At 59.0% G+C, this 16572-nt stretch carries 20 protein-coding genes; 10 read left to right on the top strand and 10 right to left on the bottom strand.

Translation table 11 applies throughout. From position 1 onward, the window contains the following. Nucleotides 1–58 precede the first annotated feature (58 nt). The gene (locus tag CLM58_RS06810) at nt 59–241 is read right to left on the bottom strand and encodes a hypothetical protein (protein ID WP_095595172.1); all 183 of its coding nucleotides are present in this window, start codon (nt 239–241) and stop codon (nt 59–61) included. A 229-nt stretch (nt 242–470) separates the two neighbouring features. On the opposite strand from CLM58_RS06810, the gene CLM58_RS06805 reads away from it, so the two are divergent. After that, complete coding sequence (locus CLM58_RS06805) at nt 471–1304, top strand: ATP-grasp domain-containing protein (protein ID WP_095595171.1); 834 nt, start codon at nt 471–473, stop codon at nt 1302–1304. 3 nt (nt 1305–1307) lie between these two features. Here CLM58_RS06805 and CLM58_RS06800 read toward each other — a convergent pair whose 3' ends face one another. The 6 genes from CLM58_RS06800 to folK all read right to left on the bottom strand — a co-directional run bounded on the left by CLM58_RS06800 (nt 1308) and on the right by folK (nt 6205). Next, nucleotides 1308–1601, bottom strand: a complete 294-nt coding sequence (locus CLM58_RS06800; protein WP_095595170.1) for an RNA 2'-phosphotransferase — start codon at nt 1599–1601, stop codon at nt 1308–1310. Beyond that, complete coding sequence (locus CLM58_RS06795) at nt 1598–2344, bottom strand: pyridoxine 5'-phosphate synthase (RefSeq protein ID WP_095595169.1); 747 nt, start codon at nt 2342–2344, stop codon at nt 1598–1600. Before CLM58_RS06795 ends, CLM58_RS06800 begins: the two co-directional genes overlap by 4 nt. Nucleotides 2345–2369: 25 nt before the next feature. Then, nucleotides 2370–3011 (bottom strand): DUF2062 domain-containing protein, encoded by a 642-nt coding sequence (locus CLM58_RS06790; RefSeq protein WP_095595168.1) that lies wholly within the window; start codon nt 3009–3011, stop codon nt 2370–2372. Nucleotides 3012–3032: 21 nt separating this feature from the next. Beyond that, a complete protein-coding gene (locus CLM58_RS06785) occupies nt 3033–5156 on the bottom strand; it encodes a RelA/SpoT family protein (protein ID WP_095595167.1) in 2124 nt (707 codons plus the stop codon). 34 nt (nt 5157–5190) lie between these two features. Continuing rightward, nucleotides 5191–5541, bottom strand: coding sequence for a DNA-directed RNA polymerase subunit omega (rpoZ, locus tag CLM58_RS06780; RefSeq protein ID WP_095595166.1), 351 nt, complete (start codon nt 5539–5541; stop codon nt 5191–5193). Between the two features lie 88 nt (nt 5542–5629). Continuing rightward, nucleotides 5630–6205 (bottom strand): 2-amino-4-hydroxy-6-hydroxymethyldihydropteridine diphosphokinase, encoded by a 576-nt coding sequence (gene folK / locus CLM58_RS06775; RefSeq protein ID WP_229666151.1) that lies wholly within the window; start codon nt 6203–6205, stop codon nt 5630–5632. Between the two features lie 123 nt (nt 6206–6328). Here folK and CLM58_RS06770 point away from each other — a divergent pair, with 123 nt between their 5' ends. From CLM58_RS06770 to CLM58_RS06750, 5 genes are all read left to right on the top strand, one after another. Further along, on the top strand, nt 6329–6904 hold the full coding sequence (locus CLM58_RS06770; protein ID WP_095595165.1) for a LabA-like NYN domain-containing protein: 576 nt from the start codon (nt 6329–6331) through the stop codon (nt 6902–6904). 99 nt (nt 6905–7003) lie between these two features. Beyond that, nucleotides 7004–7954 (top strand): 4-hydroxy-3-methylbut-2-enyl diphosphate reductase, encoded by a 951-nt coding sequence (gene ispH / locus CLM58_RS06765; RefSeq protein ID WP_095595164.1) that lies wholly within the window; start codon nt 7004–7006, stop codon nt 7952–7954. Continuing rightward, nucleotides 7951–8568 (top strand): class I SAM-dependent methyltransferase, encoded by a 618-nt coding sequence (locus tag CLM58_RS06760; protein WP_095595163.1) that lies wholly within the window; start codon nt 7951–7953, stop codon nt 8566–8568. The genes ispH and CLM58_RS06760 overlap by 4 nt, the downstream gene beginning before the upstream one ends. A 37-nt stretch (nt 8569–8605) precedes the next feature. Then, nucleotides 8606–9061 carry a ribonuclease HI gene (gene rnhA, locus CLM58_RS06755; protein ID WP_095595162.1) on the top strand — a complete coding sequence of 152 codons (456 nt, stop codon included), beginning with the start codon at nt 8606–8608 and terminating at the stop codon, nt 9059–9061. After that, nucleotides 9058–9693, top strand: coding sequence for a trimeric intracellular cation channel family protein (locus tag CLM58_RS06750; protein ID WP_095595161.1), 636 nt, complete (start codon nt 9058–9060; stop codon nt 9691–9693). The genes rnhA and CLM58_RS06750 overlap by 4 nt, the downstream gene beginning before the upstream one ends. Before the next feature lie 7 nt (nt 9694–9700). Here CLM58_RS06750 and CLM58_RS06745 read toward each other — a convergent pair whose 3' ends face one another. Both CLM58_RS06745 and CLM58_RS06740 read right to left on the bottom strand, forming a co-directional pair. Beyond that, nucleotides 9701–10975 carry a glycerate kinase type-2 family protein gene (locus CLM58_RS06745; protein ID WP_095595160.1) on the bottom strand — a complete coding sequence of 425 codons (1275 nt, stop codon included), beginning with the start codon at nt 10973–10975 and terminating at the stop codon, nt 9701–9703. After that, on the bottom strand, nt 10962–11162 hold the full coding sequence (locus CLM58_RS06740; RefSeq protein ID WP_308422215.1) for a D-lyxose/D-mannose family sugar isomerase: 201 nt from the start codon (nt 11160–11162) through the stop codon (nt 10962–10964). The genes CLM58_RS06745 and CLM58_RS06740 overlap by 14 nt, the downstream gene beginning before the upstream one ends. A gap of 102 nt (nt 11163–11264) precedes the next feature. Here CLM58_RS06740 and CLM58_RS06735 point away from each other — a divergent pair, with 102 nt between their 5' ends. Continuing rightward, the gene (locus CLM58_RS06735; protein ID WP_095595158.1) at nt 11265–12584 is read left to right on the top strand and encodes a ferredoxin reductase family protein; all 1320 of its coding nucleotides are present in this window, start codon (nt 11265–11267) and stop codon (nt 12582–12584) included. Between the two features lie 113 nt (nt 12585–12697). Here CLM58_RS06735 and proS read toward each other — a convergent pair whose 3' ends face one another. After that, entirely contained in the window at nt 12698–14035 is a 1338-nt protein-coding gene (gene proS, locus CLM58_RS06730) for a proline--tRNA ligase (protein WP_095595157.1), read from the bottom strand. A 152-nt stretch (nt 14036–14187) separates the two neighbouring features. On the opposite strand from proS, the gene CLM58_RS06725 reads away from it, so the two are divergent. The 3 genes from CLM58_RS06725 (at nt 14188) to CLM58_RS06715 (ending at nt 16527) form a co-directional block, all read left to right on the top strand. Further along, nucleotides 14188–14694 carry a fasciclin domain-containing protein gene (locus CLM58_RS06725; protein WP_095595156.1) on the top strand — a complete coding sequence of 169 codons (507 nt, stop codon included), beginning with the start codon at nt 14188–14190 and terminating at the stop codon, nt 14692–14694. 86 nt (nt 14695–14780) lie between these two features. Beyond that, nucleotides 14781–15878 (top strand): AI-2E family transporter, encoded by a 1098-nt coding sequence (locus CLM58_RS06720; protein WP_095595155.1) that lies wholly within the window; start codon nt 14781–14783, stop codon nt 15876–15878. Further along, nucleotides 15871–16527 (top strand): P-loop NTPase family protein, encoded by a 657-nt coding sequence (locus CLM58_RS06715; protein WP_095595154.1) that lies wholly within the window; start codon nt 15871–15873, stop codon nt 16525–16527. The genes CLM58_RS06720 and CLM58_RS06715 overlap by 8 nt, the downstream gene beginning before the upstream one ends. Nucleotides 16528–16572 lie beyond the last annotated feature (45 nt).

Here is a 16572-nt window from a genome sequence, read left to right as displayed (position 1 = left end):
ATCCTGAAACGCAGAAGGGGCCCTTGAAGAGCCCCTTGCTATTTAAATTGAACAGCTATCAGGTAACCTTACGGCCTTCCTTGCCGCCAAGCTTACCGCCAACCTTGGCTTTGATCCTTTTGTCGCCCTTCTTAACGCCCAGTTTAATTGCAATAGCCGAAGCAGAAGTCGTCTCGGTGCAATCTTGTGTAAACAGTCGATAACCAAGAAGCTTGCTCATATTCAGTTTGACGTTATTCATGGGACCCTCTCTGTTCACTTTTCGTTACGGTACAACTTTGTCAGTTTGGGTCAACGTTTCAAACCTAGCTTTCCTGAACAGGCCTTGGCGATTGGCCTCGGATCGGACGTTGATATCAGTAACGACGGCACCCAAACGAAACTCGTTCAAATATCTCGTTGTACCGATGCGGCAGGCAGGGGTGAGGCTGGAACGGTGGAGTTACGATCAATTTCTGACGGCAAAACGATTGCCCCGCGCGGGTTACATTCTGGCGGATTTCGACCGCGTTCATCCTTGGACTTTAGAGGCAGCAGGTTTCGTCTATGAGCGCTTGACGCGAGAAGGCCTGTCTATTCTGAACAATCCAAGAAATTTCATGCACCGGGCTGCGTTGCTTAGGCGCTTGAAGGCGCGCGGCGTGAACGCTTTCACGTGTTGGCAGCCCGCGCAGGACGAGTGGCCCGACCGCTTTCCCGTTTTTCTGCGCACGATCCACGCGCATCGCGGAACGGAATCGGACTTACTTCACTCGATAGACGACGCAAAGCAGGCGTTGGATCGCGCGAAGACGGATGGAAAGGTTCTGTCCGATCTTGTCTTTGTCGAGTATTGCGCCCAGCCGGAACCGGGGACGCAGATCTTCCGCAAACATGCCGCGCATTTCGTGAACGGAAAGATTATTCGCGGGCTCACGGTGACCGATTCCGGCTGGCAGGCGAAGCTGGGCGAACTGGGACTAGCCACTGAAGAGAACTATTTGGCTGATTTGGTGGAACAGCGTGAATATCCCCACACAAGGCTCATGCAAGACGTAGCGAAAATCGCTGGATTGGAATACGGGCGTATCGATTATGGGATGGTGGATGGGAAGCCCCAGATCTACGAGGTCAACTCTAACCCGATGATGAAACCGCTGACGAAACACAGCTCCCAGACCCGCGTCCAAACAGACAAAGAGGCGCTACAGGCCTTGGTGGCCGAGCTTTCAAAGTTGGCACCAGCTCAACGAGGTGGCAGCATTTCGATGAAAGGCGTCATTCCTGGGCTTGGATGGCGTGACTATCGGTCCAAGCGCCCCTAGACCCTATTCCGCGCCTCTGACGTGGGGCAGATACAGAAAGTCTGGATGAACCGACTCTGTAAGCCATAGGTCGTCTGCAGCAGAGCTAAAGGATTGGCCCTCAGAGAACGCAGCACCCGCGTAGACTGAAAAGACCACAGGCTTTACCAGATGAGCAGCGGCCTCTCGGGCCTTGGCGGGATCTGACGACAGGTGAACATGGTCGTCTGCCCCCGGCTTCAGCCCTTCGACCAGAATCGACGTGGCGTTTTCCGAGCTGGTACCGTGGTACAGCATATCGGGTGGGGTCTGGGTCACGCGCGTGCCTCGTCCATCAAGCGGCGCATCTCGGCGATCGCGGGGCCAAGGCCGCGGAAGACGGCTTCGCCCATCAGGAAGTGCCCGATGTTCAACTCGACCACCTCGGGCATCGCCGCAATGGGGGTCACGGTGTCATAGGTCAGACCGTGGCCGGCATGCACCTCTAGCCCAAGAGAATGGGCCAGTGCAGCGCCTTCGCGCAGTTTTTCCAGTTCGGCATCGCGGGCGGTGAAGTTACCTTCGGCATGCAGGTCGCAATAGGTGCCGGTATGCAGCTCTACCACGGCCGCGCCAATACGGGCCGAGGCTTGTATCTGATCGGCATCGGCCTCGATAAACATCGAGACACGTGATCCCGCCTCGCGCAGGGGCGCGATGAAAGCCGCCAGCCTGCTTTCGTCGCGGGCCACGTCAAGGCCGCCTTCGGTTGTCCGTTCTTCACGCTTTTCGGGAACAACACAGACGGCATGAGGTTTGTGACGCAGGGCGATGGTCTGCATTTCTTCGGTGGCGGCCATCTCGAAGTTCAACGGCTTTGTCAGAACGTCCATCAGCCCGTCGATATCACTGTCCACGATGTGGCGGCGATCTTCGCGCAGGTGGGCGGTGATACCGTCTGCGCCAGCCTCTACGGCCAGAAGGGCCGCGCGGATCGGGTCGGGATAGGCGCCGCCGCGGGCATTCCGCAAGGTGGCCACATGGTCGATATTCACGCCAAGGCGCAGTTTATTCTGGGTCATTGAAGCCCCCCTGACGATTCCGGGTTCAGTCTTTGGGTTTTGCTACCGCGTTGGCGCGCAGCTGTTCCAGCTTTTTCTTCAGCTTTGCCCGACGGCGTTTCTGATAGGTCGTGATCACCGGCAGAGACAGGTAGTAGGCGATGACCCCAGCGATGATCCCGGGAATGACCCCGCCAACCATGTAGGGGAAGAAGACCTCGTCATAGAACAGGCTGAGATGGGACCAGTCGGCTTCTGCCTCGGTGAATAGCGCCCAAAGGTTGGTCACGAAATCAGAGGCCGCCCCGAAGAACTTGTCGACCAAAGATTTGTCGACCTCTTCGTCGAACTCTGTTCCCAACAGGAAATGACCGGTTTTCAAAGAGATCACACCGATCGGAATATAGGTCAGCGGGTTGCCGAAGAAGGTCGCCAGAAGGGCCGCCAGCACATTGCCTTTCATCATCCGCGCAAGGATTGCGGCGATGAAGAAATGCAGCGTGTAGAATGGCGTGAATGTCGTGAACACCCCTGCCCCGATTCCGCGGGCGATTTTGTGGGGCGTATCAGGAAGCCGATGCAGGCGGTGGCGGATATACAGAGCTGCGCGACCCCATCCCCCTTTGGGATAGAGACTGTCAGCGACGATCTGAAGCCAACTGCGCTTATGTCGACGCTTGAAGACCAAGACGTCATTCTCCTTTTGGCCCTACTCGGGCTCGGCGTCTCTGTGTCGGACTAGCTCTGCGACGTCACTTTCCGCTTCCAGCGCGGTCATGACCATGTGCAGGTGCTCTACGTCCCGCAAGTCCACATTCAGCATGATTTTGTAAAAGTCAGGCTTCTTGTCCATGAAATGCAGGTCGGAGATATTGGCTTTATGCTCTCCGATCAATGTGCAGATATGTCCCAGTACACCGGCATCATTTCGGATAGTGATCTCTAGTGAGACCGTGTGAATCGCCGGGTGCGTTCCGCTGTGCCAATGCAGATCGACCCACCGGTCTGGCTGGTCTTCGAGCTTGGCAAGGTTGGGGCAGTCGATGGCATGAACAACAACGCCTTCGCCGCGATATGTGATGCCTACGATCCGCTCTCCCGGAACCGGCTGGCAACAGCCCGCACGGGTAAAGGACTGGTCGGGCGACAGGCCGATAACAGCGCTTTTGGGGTCGATATTGGCGGGCGCAAGGGCTGCAACCTCGGGGTAGATGGTCGTCACCACGTCGCGCGCGCGCAGCTCGGCGCTGCCCAGACGGGACAAGAGTTCATCCGCATCAGCCAGACCGAAATGCTTGGCGGCGGTCTTGAGCGCCTTGTCAGTGGATTTCTTGCCAACATGGTTGAACGCCACGCGGGCCAGTTCACGCCCAAGCTTGATAAACCGTTCCCGGTCCTCTTCCCGCAGCGATTTGCGGATTGCGGCCTTGGCCCGACCCGTAACCACGATATCCAGCCATGTTGGCTGCGGGCGCTGGCCCTCGGCGGTGATGATCTCGATATGCTGGCCGTTGCGCAGGCGGGTCCAAAGGGGCACGCGGATGTGGTCGACCTTAGCGCCGACACAGCTGTCGCCGATCCGCGTGTGGATCGCATAGGCATAGTCCAGCGGCGTTGCGCCCTTCGGCAGCTTGACCACATCCCCCTTCGGCGTGAAGCAGAAGACCTGGTCGGAATACATTTCCATCTTCACGTGTTCGAGGAATTCACCGTGGTCGTCGGCATTTTCAAACCGCTCTGTCAACGAGGCCAGCCACTTGGCCGGATCAACGGCAAAGGGGTTTTCGGCCCGGATCCCATCGCGATAGGACCAATGTGCCGCGACGCCGGATTCAGCAACTTCGTGCATCTGACGGGTGCGGATCTGAATCTCTACGCGTTTGCCGTCGCGCCCCGATACGGTGGTGTGGATCGAGCGATAGCCGTTCGATTTCGGCTGGCTGATATAGTCCTTGAACCGCCCCGGCACCGCGCGCCAACGCTGGTGGATGACACCAAGGACACGATAGCAATCGGCCTCGGACCCGGTAATGACGCGGAATCCATAGATGTCGGACAGGCGCGAGAAGCCCTGATCCTTTTCCTGCATCTTGCGCCAGATGCCATAGGGTTTCTTGGCGCGGCCATAGACATCGGCGTTGATCTGCTCTGCTTCCAAAGCGGTCCGGATGTCTTTGGTGATCTGATGCACCACGTCGCCGGTTTCCCGCTGCAACGTGATGAAGCGCCGGATGATAGAGCTGCGGCCTTCGGGGTTCAGAACGCGGAAGGCCAGATCTTCCAGCTCTTCCCGCATCCACTGCATACCCATGCGGCCCGCGAGCGGCGCAAAGATATCCATCGTCTCGCGCGCTTTCTGGACCTGCTTTTCGTCCTTCATGGACTTGATCGTCCGCATATTGTGCAGACGGTCAGCCAGTTTCACCAAGATCACCCGCAGGTCCTTGGACATGGCCATGAAAAGCTTGCGGAAGTTCTCTGCCTGCTTGGTCTCGGACGAGGACAATTGCAGGTTGGTCAGCTTGGTGACCCCATCGACCAGTTCAGCAACTTCGGTGCCGAACTTCTGGGCCACCTCGGAATAGCTGGCCTTTGTGTCTTCGATCGTGTCGTGCAGAAGCGCCGTGATAATGGTCGCATCATCCAGACGCTGTTCGGTCAGGATGGCGGCAACGGCAACGGGATGTGTGAAATAAGGTTCCCCGGACCGGCGGAACTGACCCTCGTGCATCTCCTCGCCATAGGCATAGGCTTCGCGGATCAGGGCTTCGTCTGTCTTGGGGTTGTAGTTGCGGACCAGAGAGATCAGGTCTTCGACGTCGATCTTGGCCATCCGGTCCGCTTATCCTGTGGGCGCATAGCGCCGATTACTTCTGACCCTGTGCTTCCATCAAGGCGCGCAGCAGGTTCTCTTCGGACATGTCGTCCTCGGGCTTGTCGTTGTCGCTGCCCATCAGCAGAGCCATCGAATCTTCTTCCGGCTCGTCGACCTCGATCTGGGTCTGCAGGCTTTCGATCATGCGCTCGCGCAGATCGTCGGCAGATTGGGTTTCTTCCGCAATCTCACGCAGGGACACAACGGGGTTTTTGTCGTTGTCGCGATCCACGGTCAGGGCTTCGCCTGCCGAGATTTCACGCGCACGATGCGCGGCGAGCATTACAAGCTCAAACCGGTTCGGAACCTTGTCAACGCAATCTTCAACCGTCACGCGGGCCATGAGGGACTCCAATCCATGTGGAAAACTAGAAAAGCCTACCTAAAGGCTGCCGTTCGCCTTGACAAGAGCGATGCGGTTGAAAATCGGGTCAGATTACCGTGATTTCGGCGGTTTCTGCAGGCGGAAGGGCGGCCAACATCTGGGTTACGGTCTTCCCCAGCAACGGATGACACCACTCTGGGGCAATTTCGGCCAGCGGCAGCAAAACGAATCCCCGGTCCTGAAGGCGAGGGTGCGGCAACAAAAGTTCGGTTGGGGCGTCCTTCATCTGATCCTCGAAAGGCAGGTCTATCCATTGGCGCAGGGTCTGCGGATCGGGCAGAATAATTTGATCACAAGCCAGCAGATCCAAGTCGATCCCCCGCGCCCCCCAACGGGTTTCACGCACACGGCCCAACTGATCCTCGACACCGTGCAGGTGCGCCAAAATCTGAGCGGGTGTCATCTGTGCGCGTAATATCGCAGCAGCGTTAACATAGTCAGGCCCGGACCCAGCGGGCACGCAAGGGGTCGCGAAAAACCGGCTAACCTTCTTAATTTGGACCGAATCGTTCACCAGCAAACGAAGAGCTTCTTGCAGCGTTTCCAGCGGGGTACCGGCGGTTGACGCTACGTTCGCCCCCAATGCAACAAGGAAAATTGTGTCACTTTTGTAAAAAGACACTCTTTGACTCCGCGAAAGAATGGATTAACTTTGGTTATCCGTTCTGATCAAATTATTCCACTCACTCACTCCAAAACTCCACTCACCACCTTTTGATCAGAATGTTTTTGAAAGGACTATTAGATGTTTTATCGCGACGAACGGCTTGCGCTGTTCATCGATGGTTCGAACCTTTACGCAGCCGCAAAAGCGCTTGAGTTCGACATCGACTACAAACTTCTCCGTCAGGAATTCATGCGTCGAGGGAAACTTCTGCGTGCGTTCTATTACACCGCTTTGCTGGAGAACGACGACTATTCGCCAATCCGCCCGCTGGTGGACTGGCTGAACTACAACGGCTTCACCATGGTGACGAAGCCGGCGAAGGAATACACCGACGCCCAAGGCCGCCGGAAGGTCAAAGGCAACATGGATATCGAACTGACCGTCGATGCCATGGAGCTGGCCCCGCGCGTGGACCATATCGTCCTGTTCTCGGGCGATGGCGACTTCCGCCCGCTGGTCGAAAGCCTACAACGTCAGGGCGTCCGCGTTTCGGTTGTTTCGACAATCAAGAGCCAACCGCCGATGATCGCAGATGAGCTGCGCCGCCAGGCTGACAACTTCATCGAACTGTCAGAGCTGCGCGATGTCATCGGGCGCCCGCCGCGCGAGATGCCGGCGCCGACGCGCGAACCTGCGGAATACGCAGACAGCTAAAGATCAGAACCGGGGCCCAGCGCCCCGGTTTTTCGTTCTGCAGGTCTGGACGGGTCGCAGCGCGGGGGTTACCTCTGTGACCCAGAGCAGGAGCCCGCCATGACCAAACCGCCCCTTACCCTTTATCTTGCCGCCCCGCGTGGGTTCTGCGCCGGTGTCGACCGCGCGATCAAGATCGTCGAGATGGCCCTGCAAAAGTGGGGGGCGCCGGTCTATGTGCGCCATGAGATCGTGCATAACAAATATGTGGTCGACGGGCTGCGTGATCTGGGTGCGGTGTTTGTTGAAGAACTGTCTGACTGCCCCGATGATCGCCCCGTGATCTTTTCAGCCCACGGCGTGGCAAAGGTTGTGCCAGCCGAGGCCGAACGGCGCGAGATGGTTTATGTCGACGCCACCTGCCCTTTGGTCTCCAAAGTCCATATCGAGGCCGAACGCCACCACGCCAACGGTTTGCAGATGGTGATGATCGGTCATGCGGGCCACCCGGAAACCATCGGAACAATGGGCCAACTGCCCGAGGGCGAGGTTCTGCTGGTCGAAACCGTCGAAGACGTTGCAACGCTGGATCCGCGTGACCCGGGCAAGCTGGCGTTCATCACCCAGACCACCCTGTCGGTTGATGACACCGCCGGAATCGTCGCCGCACTTCAGGACCGTTTCCCAGCGATCGTTGGCCCACATAAAGAAGACATCTGCTACGCCACCACAAACCGACAGGCAGCCGTGAAGGCGATTGCGCCAAAGGCAGATGCGCTGCTGGTGATCGGGGCACCAAATTCGTCGAACTCGAAACGGTTGGTCGAGGTCGGGGCCGCGGCTGGCTGTGACTATTCCCAGCTGGTGCAGCGGGCCGAGAATATCGACTGGCGCGCCTTGGAAGGGATCACATCGGTTGGCATCACCGCCGGGGCGTCGGCCCCCGAGGTTCTGGTGAACGAAGTCATCGACGCGTTTCGTGACCGTTTCGACGTCACCATAGAGCAGGTCGAGACTGCTCAGGAGAACGTCGAGTTCAAAGTCCCGCGCGTTTTGCGCGAACCCGCATGACCGACCGCAAAACGCTGGACGTCTATGCTGGGCAAGCGGGTCGCTATGCTCAAAAGTTCGCGACGGATACGGACAAACCCAAACCGACGTTCGACAAGTTTATCCGATACATTCCCGAAGGGGGACACGTGCTGGATTGGGGCTGTGGCCCCGGGCATTGGGCTGCTCGGTTCGCGAAGGCAGGGTTCACGGTTGAGGCCACCGATGCCTCGCCCGAGATGGCCGCTTTGGCGCGCGATAAGTTCGGGGTTGAGGTACGGATTGAACCCTTTGCAGCGCTGAGCGCTGAGAACCAGTTCGACGCCATCTGGGCGCATTTCAGCCTGTTGCACGCCCCGCGCGCGGACTTCCCGGGCCATCTGGACCAGATTGCGCGCGCGCTGAAGCCCGAAGGTCATGTCCTGCTTGGCCTGAAGCTGGGCTCGGGCGAGCAACGTGACAAGCTGGGACGGTTTTACAGTTTCTATGAAGAGACCGAATTGCGATCTCTGCTGGCCGATGCTGGCCTGAAAATCCTGCATAGCCACACCGGCAGCGAAGTAGGGTTAAGCGGAGAAGTCTCTTCCTTTATCATCATCATAGCCCAGGCCGTGGCCGAAGGAGATACCCTGTGACAGCACCCCTAACTCTGACATTGGCAGGCCGGTCCTGATGCCGAAGCTGTTCGCTTATACCGACGGTGCCTGTTCCGGCAATCCCGGCCCGGGGGGCTGGGGCGTGTTGCTGCAAGCCAAGGACGGGGACGCGGTTGTCAAAGAGCGTGAACTCAATGGCGGAGAGCCCGAGACCACCAACAACCGAATGGAACTAATGGCCGCGATCACCGCTTTGGAAACGCTAGACCGGGCCACTGCGATCACGGTTGTCACCGACAGTGCCTATGTGAAGGACGGGATCACAAAGTGGATTCACGGCTGGAAGCGCAATGGCTGGAAGAAGAAGGGCGGCCTGAAAAACGTGGAGCTTTGGCAGCGGCTGGATGCAGCGCAGGCCAGCCATGACGTGACATGGGAGTGGGTCAAAGGCCACGCAGGCCATCCAGAAAACGAGCGTGCCGATGAATTGGCCCGCGCCGGGATGGCGCCGTTCAAAAAGAGCGCGTCATGACACTGACGACGGGCCTAGACCTTGCGGCGGTGTTCGTCTTTGCGCTGACCGGGGCGCTGACGGCCAGCCGGGCGCAATTGGATGTGGTCGGGTTCATCTTCATCGCCGCCCTGACTGCGGTCGGCGGCGGTACGTTGCGTGACTTGTTTCTGGGTCGGCTGCCTGTCTTCTGGGTCAAGGATCCGACCTATATCGGCGTGATCTCGGTTGCAGCACTTCTGGTGTTCTTCACAGCGCACCTTCTGGAAAGCCGGTACAAGGCCATCCTATGGCTGGACGCGGCAGCACTGGCTGTTGCGGTGCCTGCCGGGGTGTTCGTCGCCCTGTCGCTGGACCATGGGTTCGCTGTCATCCTGATGATGGGGGTCGTGACCGGGTGCTTTGGAGGCCTGATGCGCGACGTGGTCTGCAACGAGGTTCCGCTGGTGCTGCAGAAGGGCGAACTTTATGTGACCACCGCTTTTGCGGGGGGCTTGGCGGCTGTCCTGTGTCTGTGGTTGGGGCTTCCCGTGGTTTTCGTACTGCTGGCCTGTGGCAGCATGACCTTCCTGCTGCGCGCAGGCAGCATCATCTTCGGGTGGTCCCTGCCCGTCTACCGTCCGCGCCCCAAGAAGGACGGGCCGTCAAACTAAGCCGACATCAGTTGCCCGCCGGAAAGATCAGCAACGCCCGAAAGTCATTCACGTTTGTCAGTGTGGGGCCGGTCACGATCTGGCTGTCGATGTTACCAAAGAACGTATGCGCGTCATTGTTGGCCAATGCTGCCTTGGCACTTTCTAGGCGACCTTCGCCAACAAGTGTTTGCGGACCCGCGTAAGCGCCGGCGACTTCGGCGGCCCCATCCACGCCATCGGTGTCACAAGACAGGACGTGGATACCCGCATGCCCTGCCAGAGTGATTGCCGCAGACAAAGTGTATTCGGCATTCGGGCCACCCACCCCGTTACCGGTTCGCGTGACAGTGCATTCCCCCCCCGACAGCAACAAGACCGGCGTGTCGCTTGGTGCCATCCCGGCCTGCAACTCGATGGCCATTTGGGCGTGATGGCGCGCCAAATCGCGGGCCTCTCCTTCCAAGGCATCCCCCAGAATGCGCACTTCGTACCCTTGCTTCCGTGCAAGGGCCGCTGTGGCGTCCAGCGATTGGGACGGCGCAGCCACGATCTGCAAAACATCCGCAGCCTCGGAACCTGAGTTCGCATCTTGCGCGATCTTCGGTTTGGCGATCAGGTCGCGAACTTTTGGATCAAGCTGGATGTTCCAGCGGTCAAGAACCGCAAGCGCGGCCTCGGGGGTGCTGTTGCCAGCACATGTTGGACCCGAGGCGATTTCGGCCGGGTCATCGCCTGGCACATCCGAGATGATCAGGCTGATCACCTTGGCCGGGTGGCAGGCCGCAGCAAGGCGCCCGCCTTTCACCTGCGAAAGCTGCGGACGGACGATATTCATCTCACCGATCGGGGCGCCAGAGGCCAAAAGGGCGGCATTCACCGCCTGTTTGTCGGCAAGGGTCATTCCCTCGATCGGGGCACACAGCAACGCTGAGCCTCCCCCAGAGATCAGTGCCAAGACGGTATCATCAGGACCAAGCCCGCGGACCAGGTCCAGCATGCGGCGCGTGGCATCGACCCCGGCCTGATCGGGCACCGGGTGGGCGGCTTCGACAATCTCTATGCCCTGACAGGGCCGGGCATAGCCATAGCGGGTGATCACCAACCCTTCGCAGGGGCCATAGACGCCTTCAACCGCTTCGGCCATGCGCGCACTGGCCTTGCCAGCCCCGATGACCATCAAGCGCCCTTCGGGTTTAGGCGGCAGATGACGCGGGATTACCTTCATCGGGTCAGCCTCGGAAACGGCCACTTGAAAAAGCTCTGTCAGAAAGCCCTTAGGGTCTGGATTAGGTTTGGTCATGTATCTTTAGTCGCTCGGGTCGCCGGGCCGTGAACCAATAGACCTGGTCACGAACCAGAAGGTGGGTCGGGACCTTATCTTCTTCGATATCTGGGAAGAGGCCAACAGGCTCTTGCAAGATATTGTCCGTTTCACCGTCATTGACGATTAAGGCTTCGCCGATCTGCACATCGGAGGTGTTACCCAAGACCGACAGCTGACACTTAAGCGCATGAAAACCTACGTTTTCTCTAGCTCCCTTGGCCACGACCCGTTAGCCGTTAAACGGCGCGCATAAAGGGGTAAGACGATGCCTGTCTGGTTTTTGTTCCTGTTCTACGTTGCGATCTCGCTATTGCCTCTTGGGCTGGCTTGGTCGCAAGGCCTGCCGCCACGCCCAATTCTGGACGAGATCGCTTCAGGTGCAGGGCTGTTGGCCATGTCGGTGTTGCTGGCCGAGTTCCTTCTATTGAGCCGCTACCGCGTCGTCGCGCGGAAAGCGGGAACCGATATCGTCATGCGAATGCACCAATTGCTGGCGCGGGCCGCCGCGATTTTGGCGCTGATCCATCCGTTTCTTTACACCGCACGCCGTCAAACCGCGCCGGATTGGGACGTCAGCCGACAGTATTTTGTCACCAACGAGTTTTGGGCGATCTGGCCCGGGGCCTTGGCATGGGTTCTACTGCCAACGCTGGTTTTGTTGGCGATCGGGCGCAGCAAGATGGATTTCAAATACGAAACATGGCGGCTGACGCACGGGCTTGGCTCTGTCCTGATCGCGGGGTTTGGGGTGCTGCACACGGTGCGGGCGGGACGATATAGCGCCGATCCGGTTCTAAGTACGGTTTGGTGGGTGTTACTTGGGATCGCGCTGCTCGCGCTGGTGAACACCTATCTGCTCCGACCCTTTTGGCGGTCATTGCGCCCGTGGAAAGTCACCGCAGTCGAGCCCGTCGGCACCCGCACTTGGGAGGTTTCCGTCACACCCGAAGGGGATCACAAGCTTGCCTATGAAGCAGGGCAATTCGCGTGGCTGAATATCGGTCATAGCCCCTTTTCACTGGCCGAAAACCCCTTTTCGATCAGCTCCGCCCCGGCAAATGGCCCCGAGGTACGGTTCATCATCAAGGAACTGGGCGACACAACCAACAAGATTGGACAGGTCCAACCGGGAACGCGCGCCTATCTGGACGCACCGCATGGGCACCTGACAATCAAGGGACGCAAGGCGAAAGGTGTGGCGCTGATTGCAGGGGGCGTTGGGATCGCCCCGATGATGGGCATCCTGCGAGAATTGCACCGCACCGGCGACACCCGCCCGACGACGCTGATCTACACCAACCGCAGTCGGGATCAGATTGCCCGGCCGAACGAGCTGGAACAGCTGTCGGCAGAGCATGGCACGAAGATCATCCACTCTTTGTCAGAACCCGACAAGGATTGGACCGGCGAAGTCGGGTTCATCACCCCTGCCCTGCTGCAACGTGAGTTCGGCGACGACAGTCATCGCGACTGGATCTATGTCCTATGCGGTCCACCCGCGATGCTGGAGGTGGTCGAGGAGGCGTTGATCAACCTTGGCATCCCGTCCAGCCGGATCATCTCTGAAAGGTTCAGCTATGACTAAATTCTGGAACCGCCTGTCCCTGTCCAAGCGGATCTCTTTCACCTTCTGGGTGCTTTGCCTGATTGGCGGGTTGGCGCTGGCAGGATTCGCCCTGCGCAGCGCCTTTTGATCCGTCAGAGAGACTTGTAGATCTCTACGACTTTGGCGACCGCTGCTTCCGGCGCCATCTCTTCGCTTTCGCCGGTCTTGCGGCAGGTCAGCTCGACCACACCGTTCTTCAGGCCACGCGGGCCTACGGTGATACGCCACGGCAGACCAATCAGGTCCATGGTGGCGAACTTGGCGCCAGCACGTTCCTTGCGATCGTCATAAAGCGGGTCCAGCCCAGCATTAGTCAACTGCTGGTACAGGCTGTCACAGGCCGCGTCGGCCTCTTCATCGCCCTGCTTCAGATTGACAATGCCACAGTGGAACGGGGTCACACCTTCGGGCCAGATAATGCCCTTGTCATCATGGCTGGCCTCAATGATCGCGCCCAGCAGGCGGCTGACGCCGATACCGTGGCTGCCCATGTGAACCGGGATCTGTTCCTGCTTGTCATTGATGACGGTCGCGCCCATCGCTTCGGAGTATTTGGTGCCGAAGTAAAAGATCTGGCCAACCTCGATACCCCGGGCAGAACGGCGGCGCTCTTCCGGCACTTCGTTGAAGACGGCCTCGTCATGGGTCTCGTCGGTGCGGGCATAGCGAGAGGTGAACTCTTCCAGCACCGCCTGGCACTGCTCGACCGAGTCATAGTCGATCTCGCGGTCACCAAACTTCAGATCGGTGATCTGGCTGTCATAGAAGACCTCGGATTCGCCGGTTTCGGCCAGCACAAGGAATTCATGCGTGTCGTCGCCGCCGATGGGACCACTGTCGGCGCGCATCGGGATCGCCTGTAGGCCCATGCGCTCATAGGTGCGCAGATAGCTGACTAGGTGGCGGTTGTAGGCGTGCATCGCGTCTTCTTTGGTCAGGTCGAAGTTGTAGCCGTCCTTCATCAGGAATTCACGGCCACGCATCACGCCGAAACGCGGACGACGTTCGTCGCGGAACTTCCACTGGATCTGATACAGGGTCAGCGGCAGGTCTTTGTAGCTGTTGACGTAGGACCGGAAGATGTCGGTGATCATCTCTTCGTTGGTCGGGCCATACAGCATGTCGCGACCGTGGCGATCCTGAATGCGCAGCATCTCTTCGCCGTAATCCTCGTACCGGCCCGACTCGCGCCATAGGTCGGCAGATTGCAGGGTCGGCATCAGCACCGGCACGTGACCCGCGCGCTGCTGTTCTTCGTGCACAATCTGTTCGATGTTCCGCAGAACCTTATAGCCCAGCGGCAGCCAGGAATAGATCCCGGCAGAGCTTTGTTTGATCATGCCAGCGCGCAGCATCAGGCGATGGCTGACGATCTGGGCCTCGGCGGGGGTTTCCTTGAGAACAGGCAGGAAATAGCGGGACAGGCGCATCTTGGGTCCTTACGAAAACGGTTTGTCCCCGTTTATGGCTTTGCGCCGAAACAGACAAGAGATCACAGAAAATCACGGGAGCGTGACAGCCGTGAACCAGGCGGAATGCCCCTGCGTAATCGAAGTCATAGATCCAACAGGGAGACCTAAATATGAAACTTCGTACTCTTGTCGCCGCCGCTGCTTTTGCCACCGCAGGGACCGTCGCATCGGCCAATACCATCGTTGATATCGCCGCTGGCGATGATCGTTTCTCGACCCTTGTCGCAGCTGTCACCGCTGCCGGTCTGGTTGAAACCCTTCAGGGCGAAGGCCCGTTCACCGTTTACGCGCCCGTCAATGACGCGTTCGCCGCTTTGCCCGAGGGCACCGTCGACACGCTGTTGAAGCCGGAAAACAAAGGCCAGTTGACCGACGTTCTGCTGTACCACGTTGACGACCGCAATCTGGCTGCCGCCGACATTCCTGCCGGCAAGAACTATTTCAAACCGGTTCTGGCGTCCGAGCGCCTGTGCATCGCGAAAGACAGCAATGGCGTCATGATTTCGGATGGCACAGGCGAGATGGCCAACGTGATCATCGCAGATATCCAGGCGTCGAATGGCGTGATCCACGTGATCGACAAGGTTCTGCTGCCGGGCGAACGCCCCGCCTGCTGATCAATGCCGAGGGGCGGGTCATGGATCCGCCCCCTTGCAACACCGGGCCGCATCGTCCAAGACATGGGCAGTAACGGAGAGTTCCCATGCCCCTGCCGGTGCAGCAACAGATGAAATACTGGGCCATTGCGGCTGTCGTGTTCCTGATCGCGACTTGGCTGCTGGCTGGTATCCTTCTTCCCTTCATTCTTTCGATGGCAATTGCCTATGCGCTGGACCCAGTCGCAGACCGGCTTGAAAAAGTTGGGTTTTCGCGCGTTTGGGCCACGGTGACCATCACCATCTGTGCCGCGGTGATCTTCACCTTGATTGCGCTTTTGGTTCTTCCGACCCTGATCCGGCAAACCGCTGCCCTGTTCGAGGTTGCACCGCAGTTGTTCGAACAATTGCGCGTCTTCCTGTCTGAACGCTTCCCCTCTTTGCAGGAACCTACCTCCGAGCTGCGCCAAACGCTGACCTCGATCGGTGAGACGATCCGCTCGAAGGGCGGCGACCTTTTGAACGGCGTTCTGGCCTCGACCCTGAGTTTGCTGAACCTCGTGGCGCTGGTGGTGCTTGTCCCCGTGATCACCTTTTACCTTTTGCTGGATTGGGACCGGATGGTCGCCGAGATCAACAAGCTGCTGCCGCTGGATCACGCCCCGACCATTCGTCATCTGGCAAGCGAGATTGACCGTACGATGGCCTCGTTCATTCGCGGCCAAGGCACCGTCTGCATAATTCTTGGCGGGTTCTATGCCGCTGCGCTGATGGTCGTCGGACTGCAATTCGGCATGATCGTCGGGCTGGTTGCGGGCATAATCTCTTTCATCCCTTACGTCGGATCGATTGTTGGTGGTGCGCTGGCTTTGAGCTTGGCCATGTTCCAGTTCTGGGGCGAGTGGTGGATGATCGGGGCGGTTGGTGCGATCTTCATCGCCGGGCAATTGGTCGAGGGGAACTTCCTGACGCCCAAGCTGGTTGGCGACTCGGTCGGCCTGCACCCGGTCTGGCTGATTTTCGCCCTTTCCGCCTTTGGTTCGATCTTTGGTTTCGTGGGAATGCTGATCGCGGTTCCGGTCGCTGCCATCATTGGGGTTGTCGTCCGCTATCTGGTCGGTCAGTACCAGCAGGGCCGCCTGTATCAGGGGCATACTGGCCGAGACCGCGCCTTGTCTTGGGAAAAAGACGACACCGATGGCTGAACAACTGACTTTGGATTTGCCGGTCCGTGCTGCGCGGGGGCGAGAGGATTTCTTTGTGTCGCCCGCCAACGCGGTGGCTTTGGCGCAGCTGGATGACTGGCGCAACTGGCCGCAGAACAAGCTGGTTCTGGTCGGCCCCGAAGGCGCAGGCAAAACCCATCTGGCCCATGTCTGGGCCACGGCGACCGGTGCGCGCATCGTTCCGGCAAATGCGTTGGCACAGACCGAAATTCCCGATTTGGCGGGCGCTGTCGTGGTCGAAGACGCCGACCAGATCGCGGGGCAGGCAGAGGCCGAAAACGCCCTCTTTCACCTGCACAACCTTGTGCTGGCCGAAGGCGGTCATCTGCTGCTCACCGCCCGCAGCGCTCCGCATTATTGGGCCACGGCCCTGCCCGACCTGCGTAGCCGGATGGAGGCCACAGCCACAGCCACGGTGAACGCGCCGGATGACGCGCTGTTGACCGCCCTTTTGATAAAACTGTTCTCGGATCGGCAGCTTCCGGTGTCGGCCAAACTGATCGCCTACCTGCTGCCGCGTATCGACCGATCCTTCGCCGCCGCCGCCGATATTGTCGCGAAACTGGATCAGGCTGCGCTGGCGAGCGGTCGCAAGATCAGCGAAAAGCTGGCGGGCGAATTGCTATAGCGCGCGAAGGCTGGTTGAACATCCCCAAGTCCGGGATTACTTTTC

The organism is Actibacterium pelagium, from assembly GCF_002285415.1.
Classification (GTDB): Bacteria; Pseudomonadota; Alphaproteobacteria; order Rhodobacterales; family Rhodobacteraceae; genus Actibacterium_B; species Actibacterium_B pelagium.
This window is presented reverse-complemented; position numbering and strand designations above follow the sequence as displayed.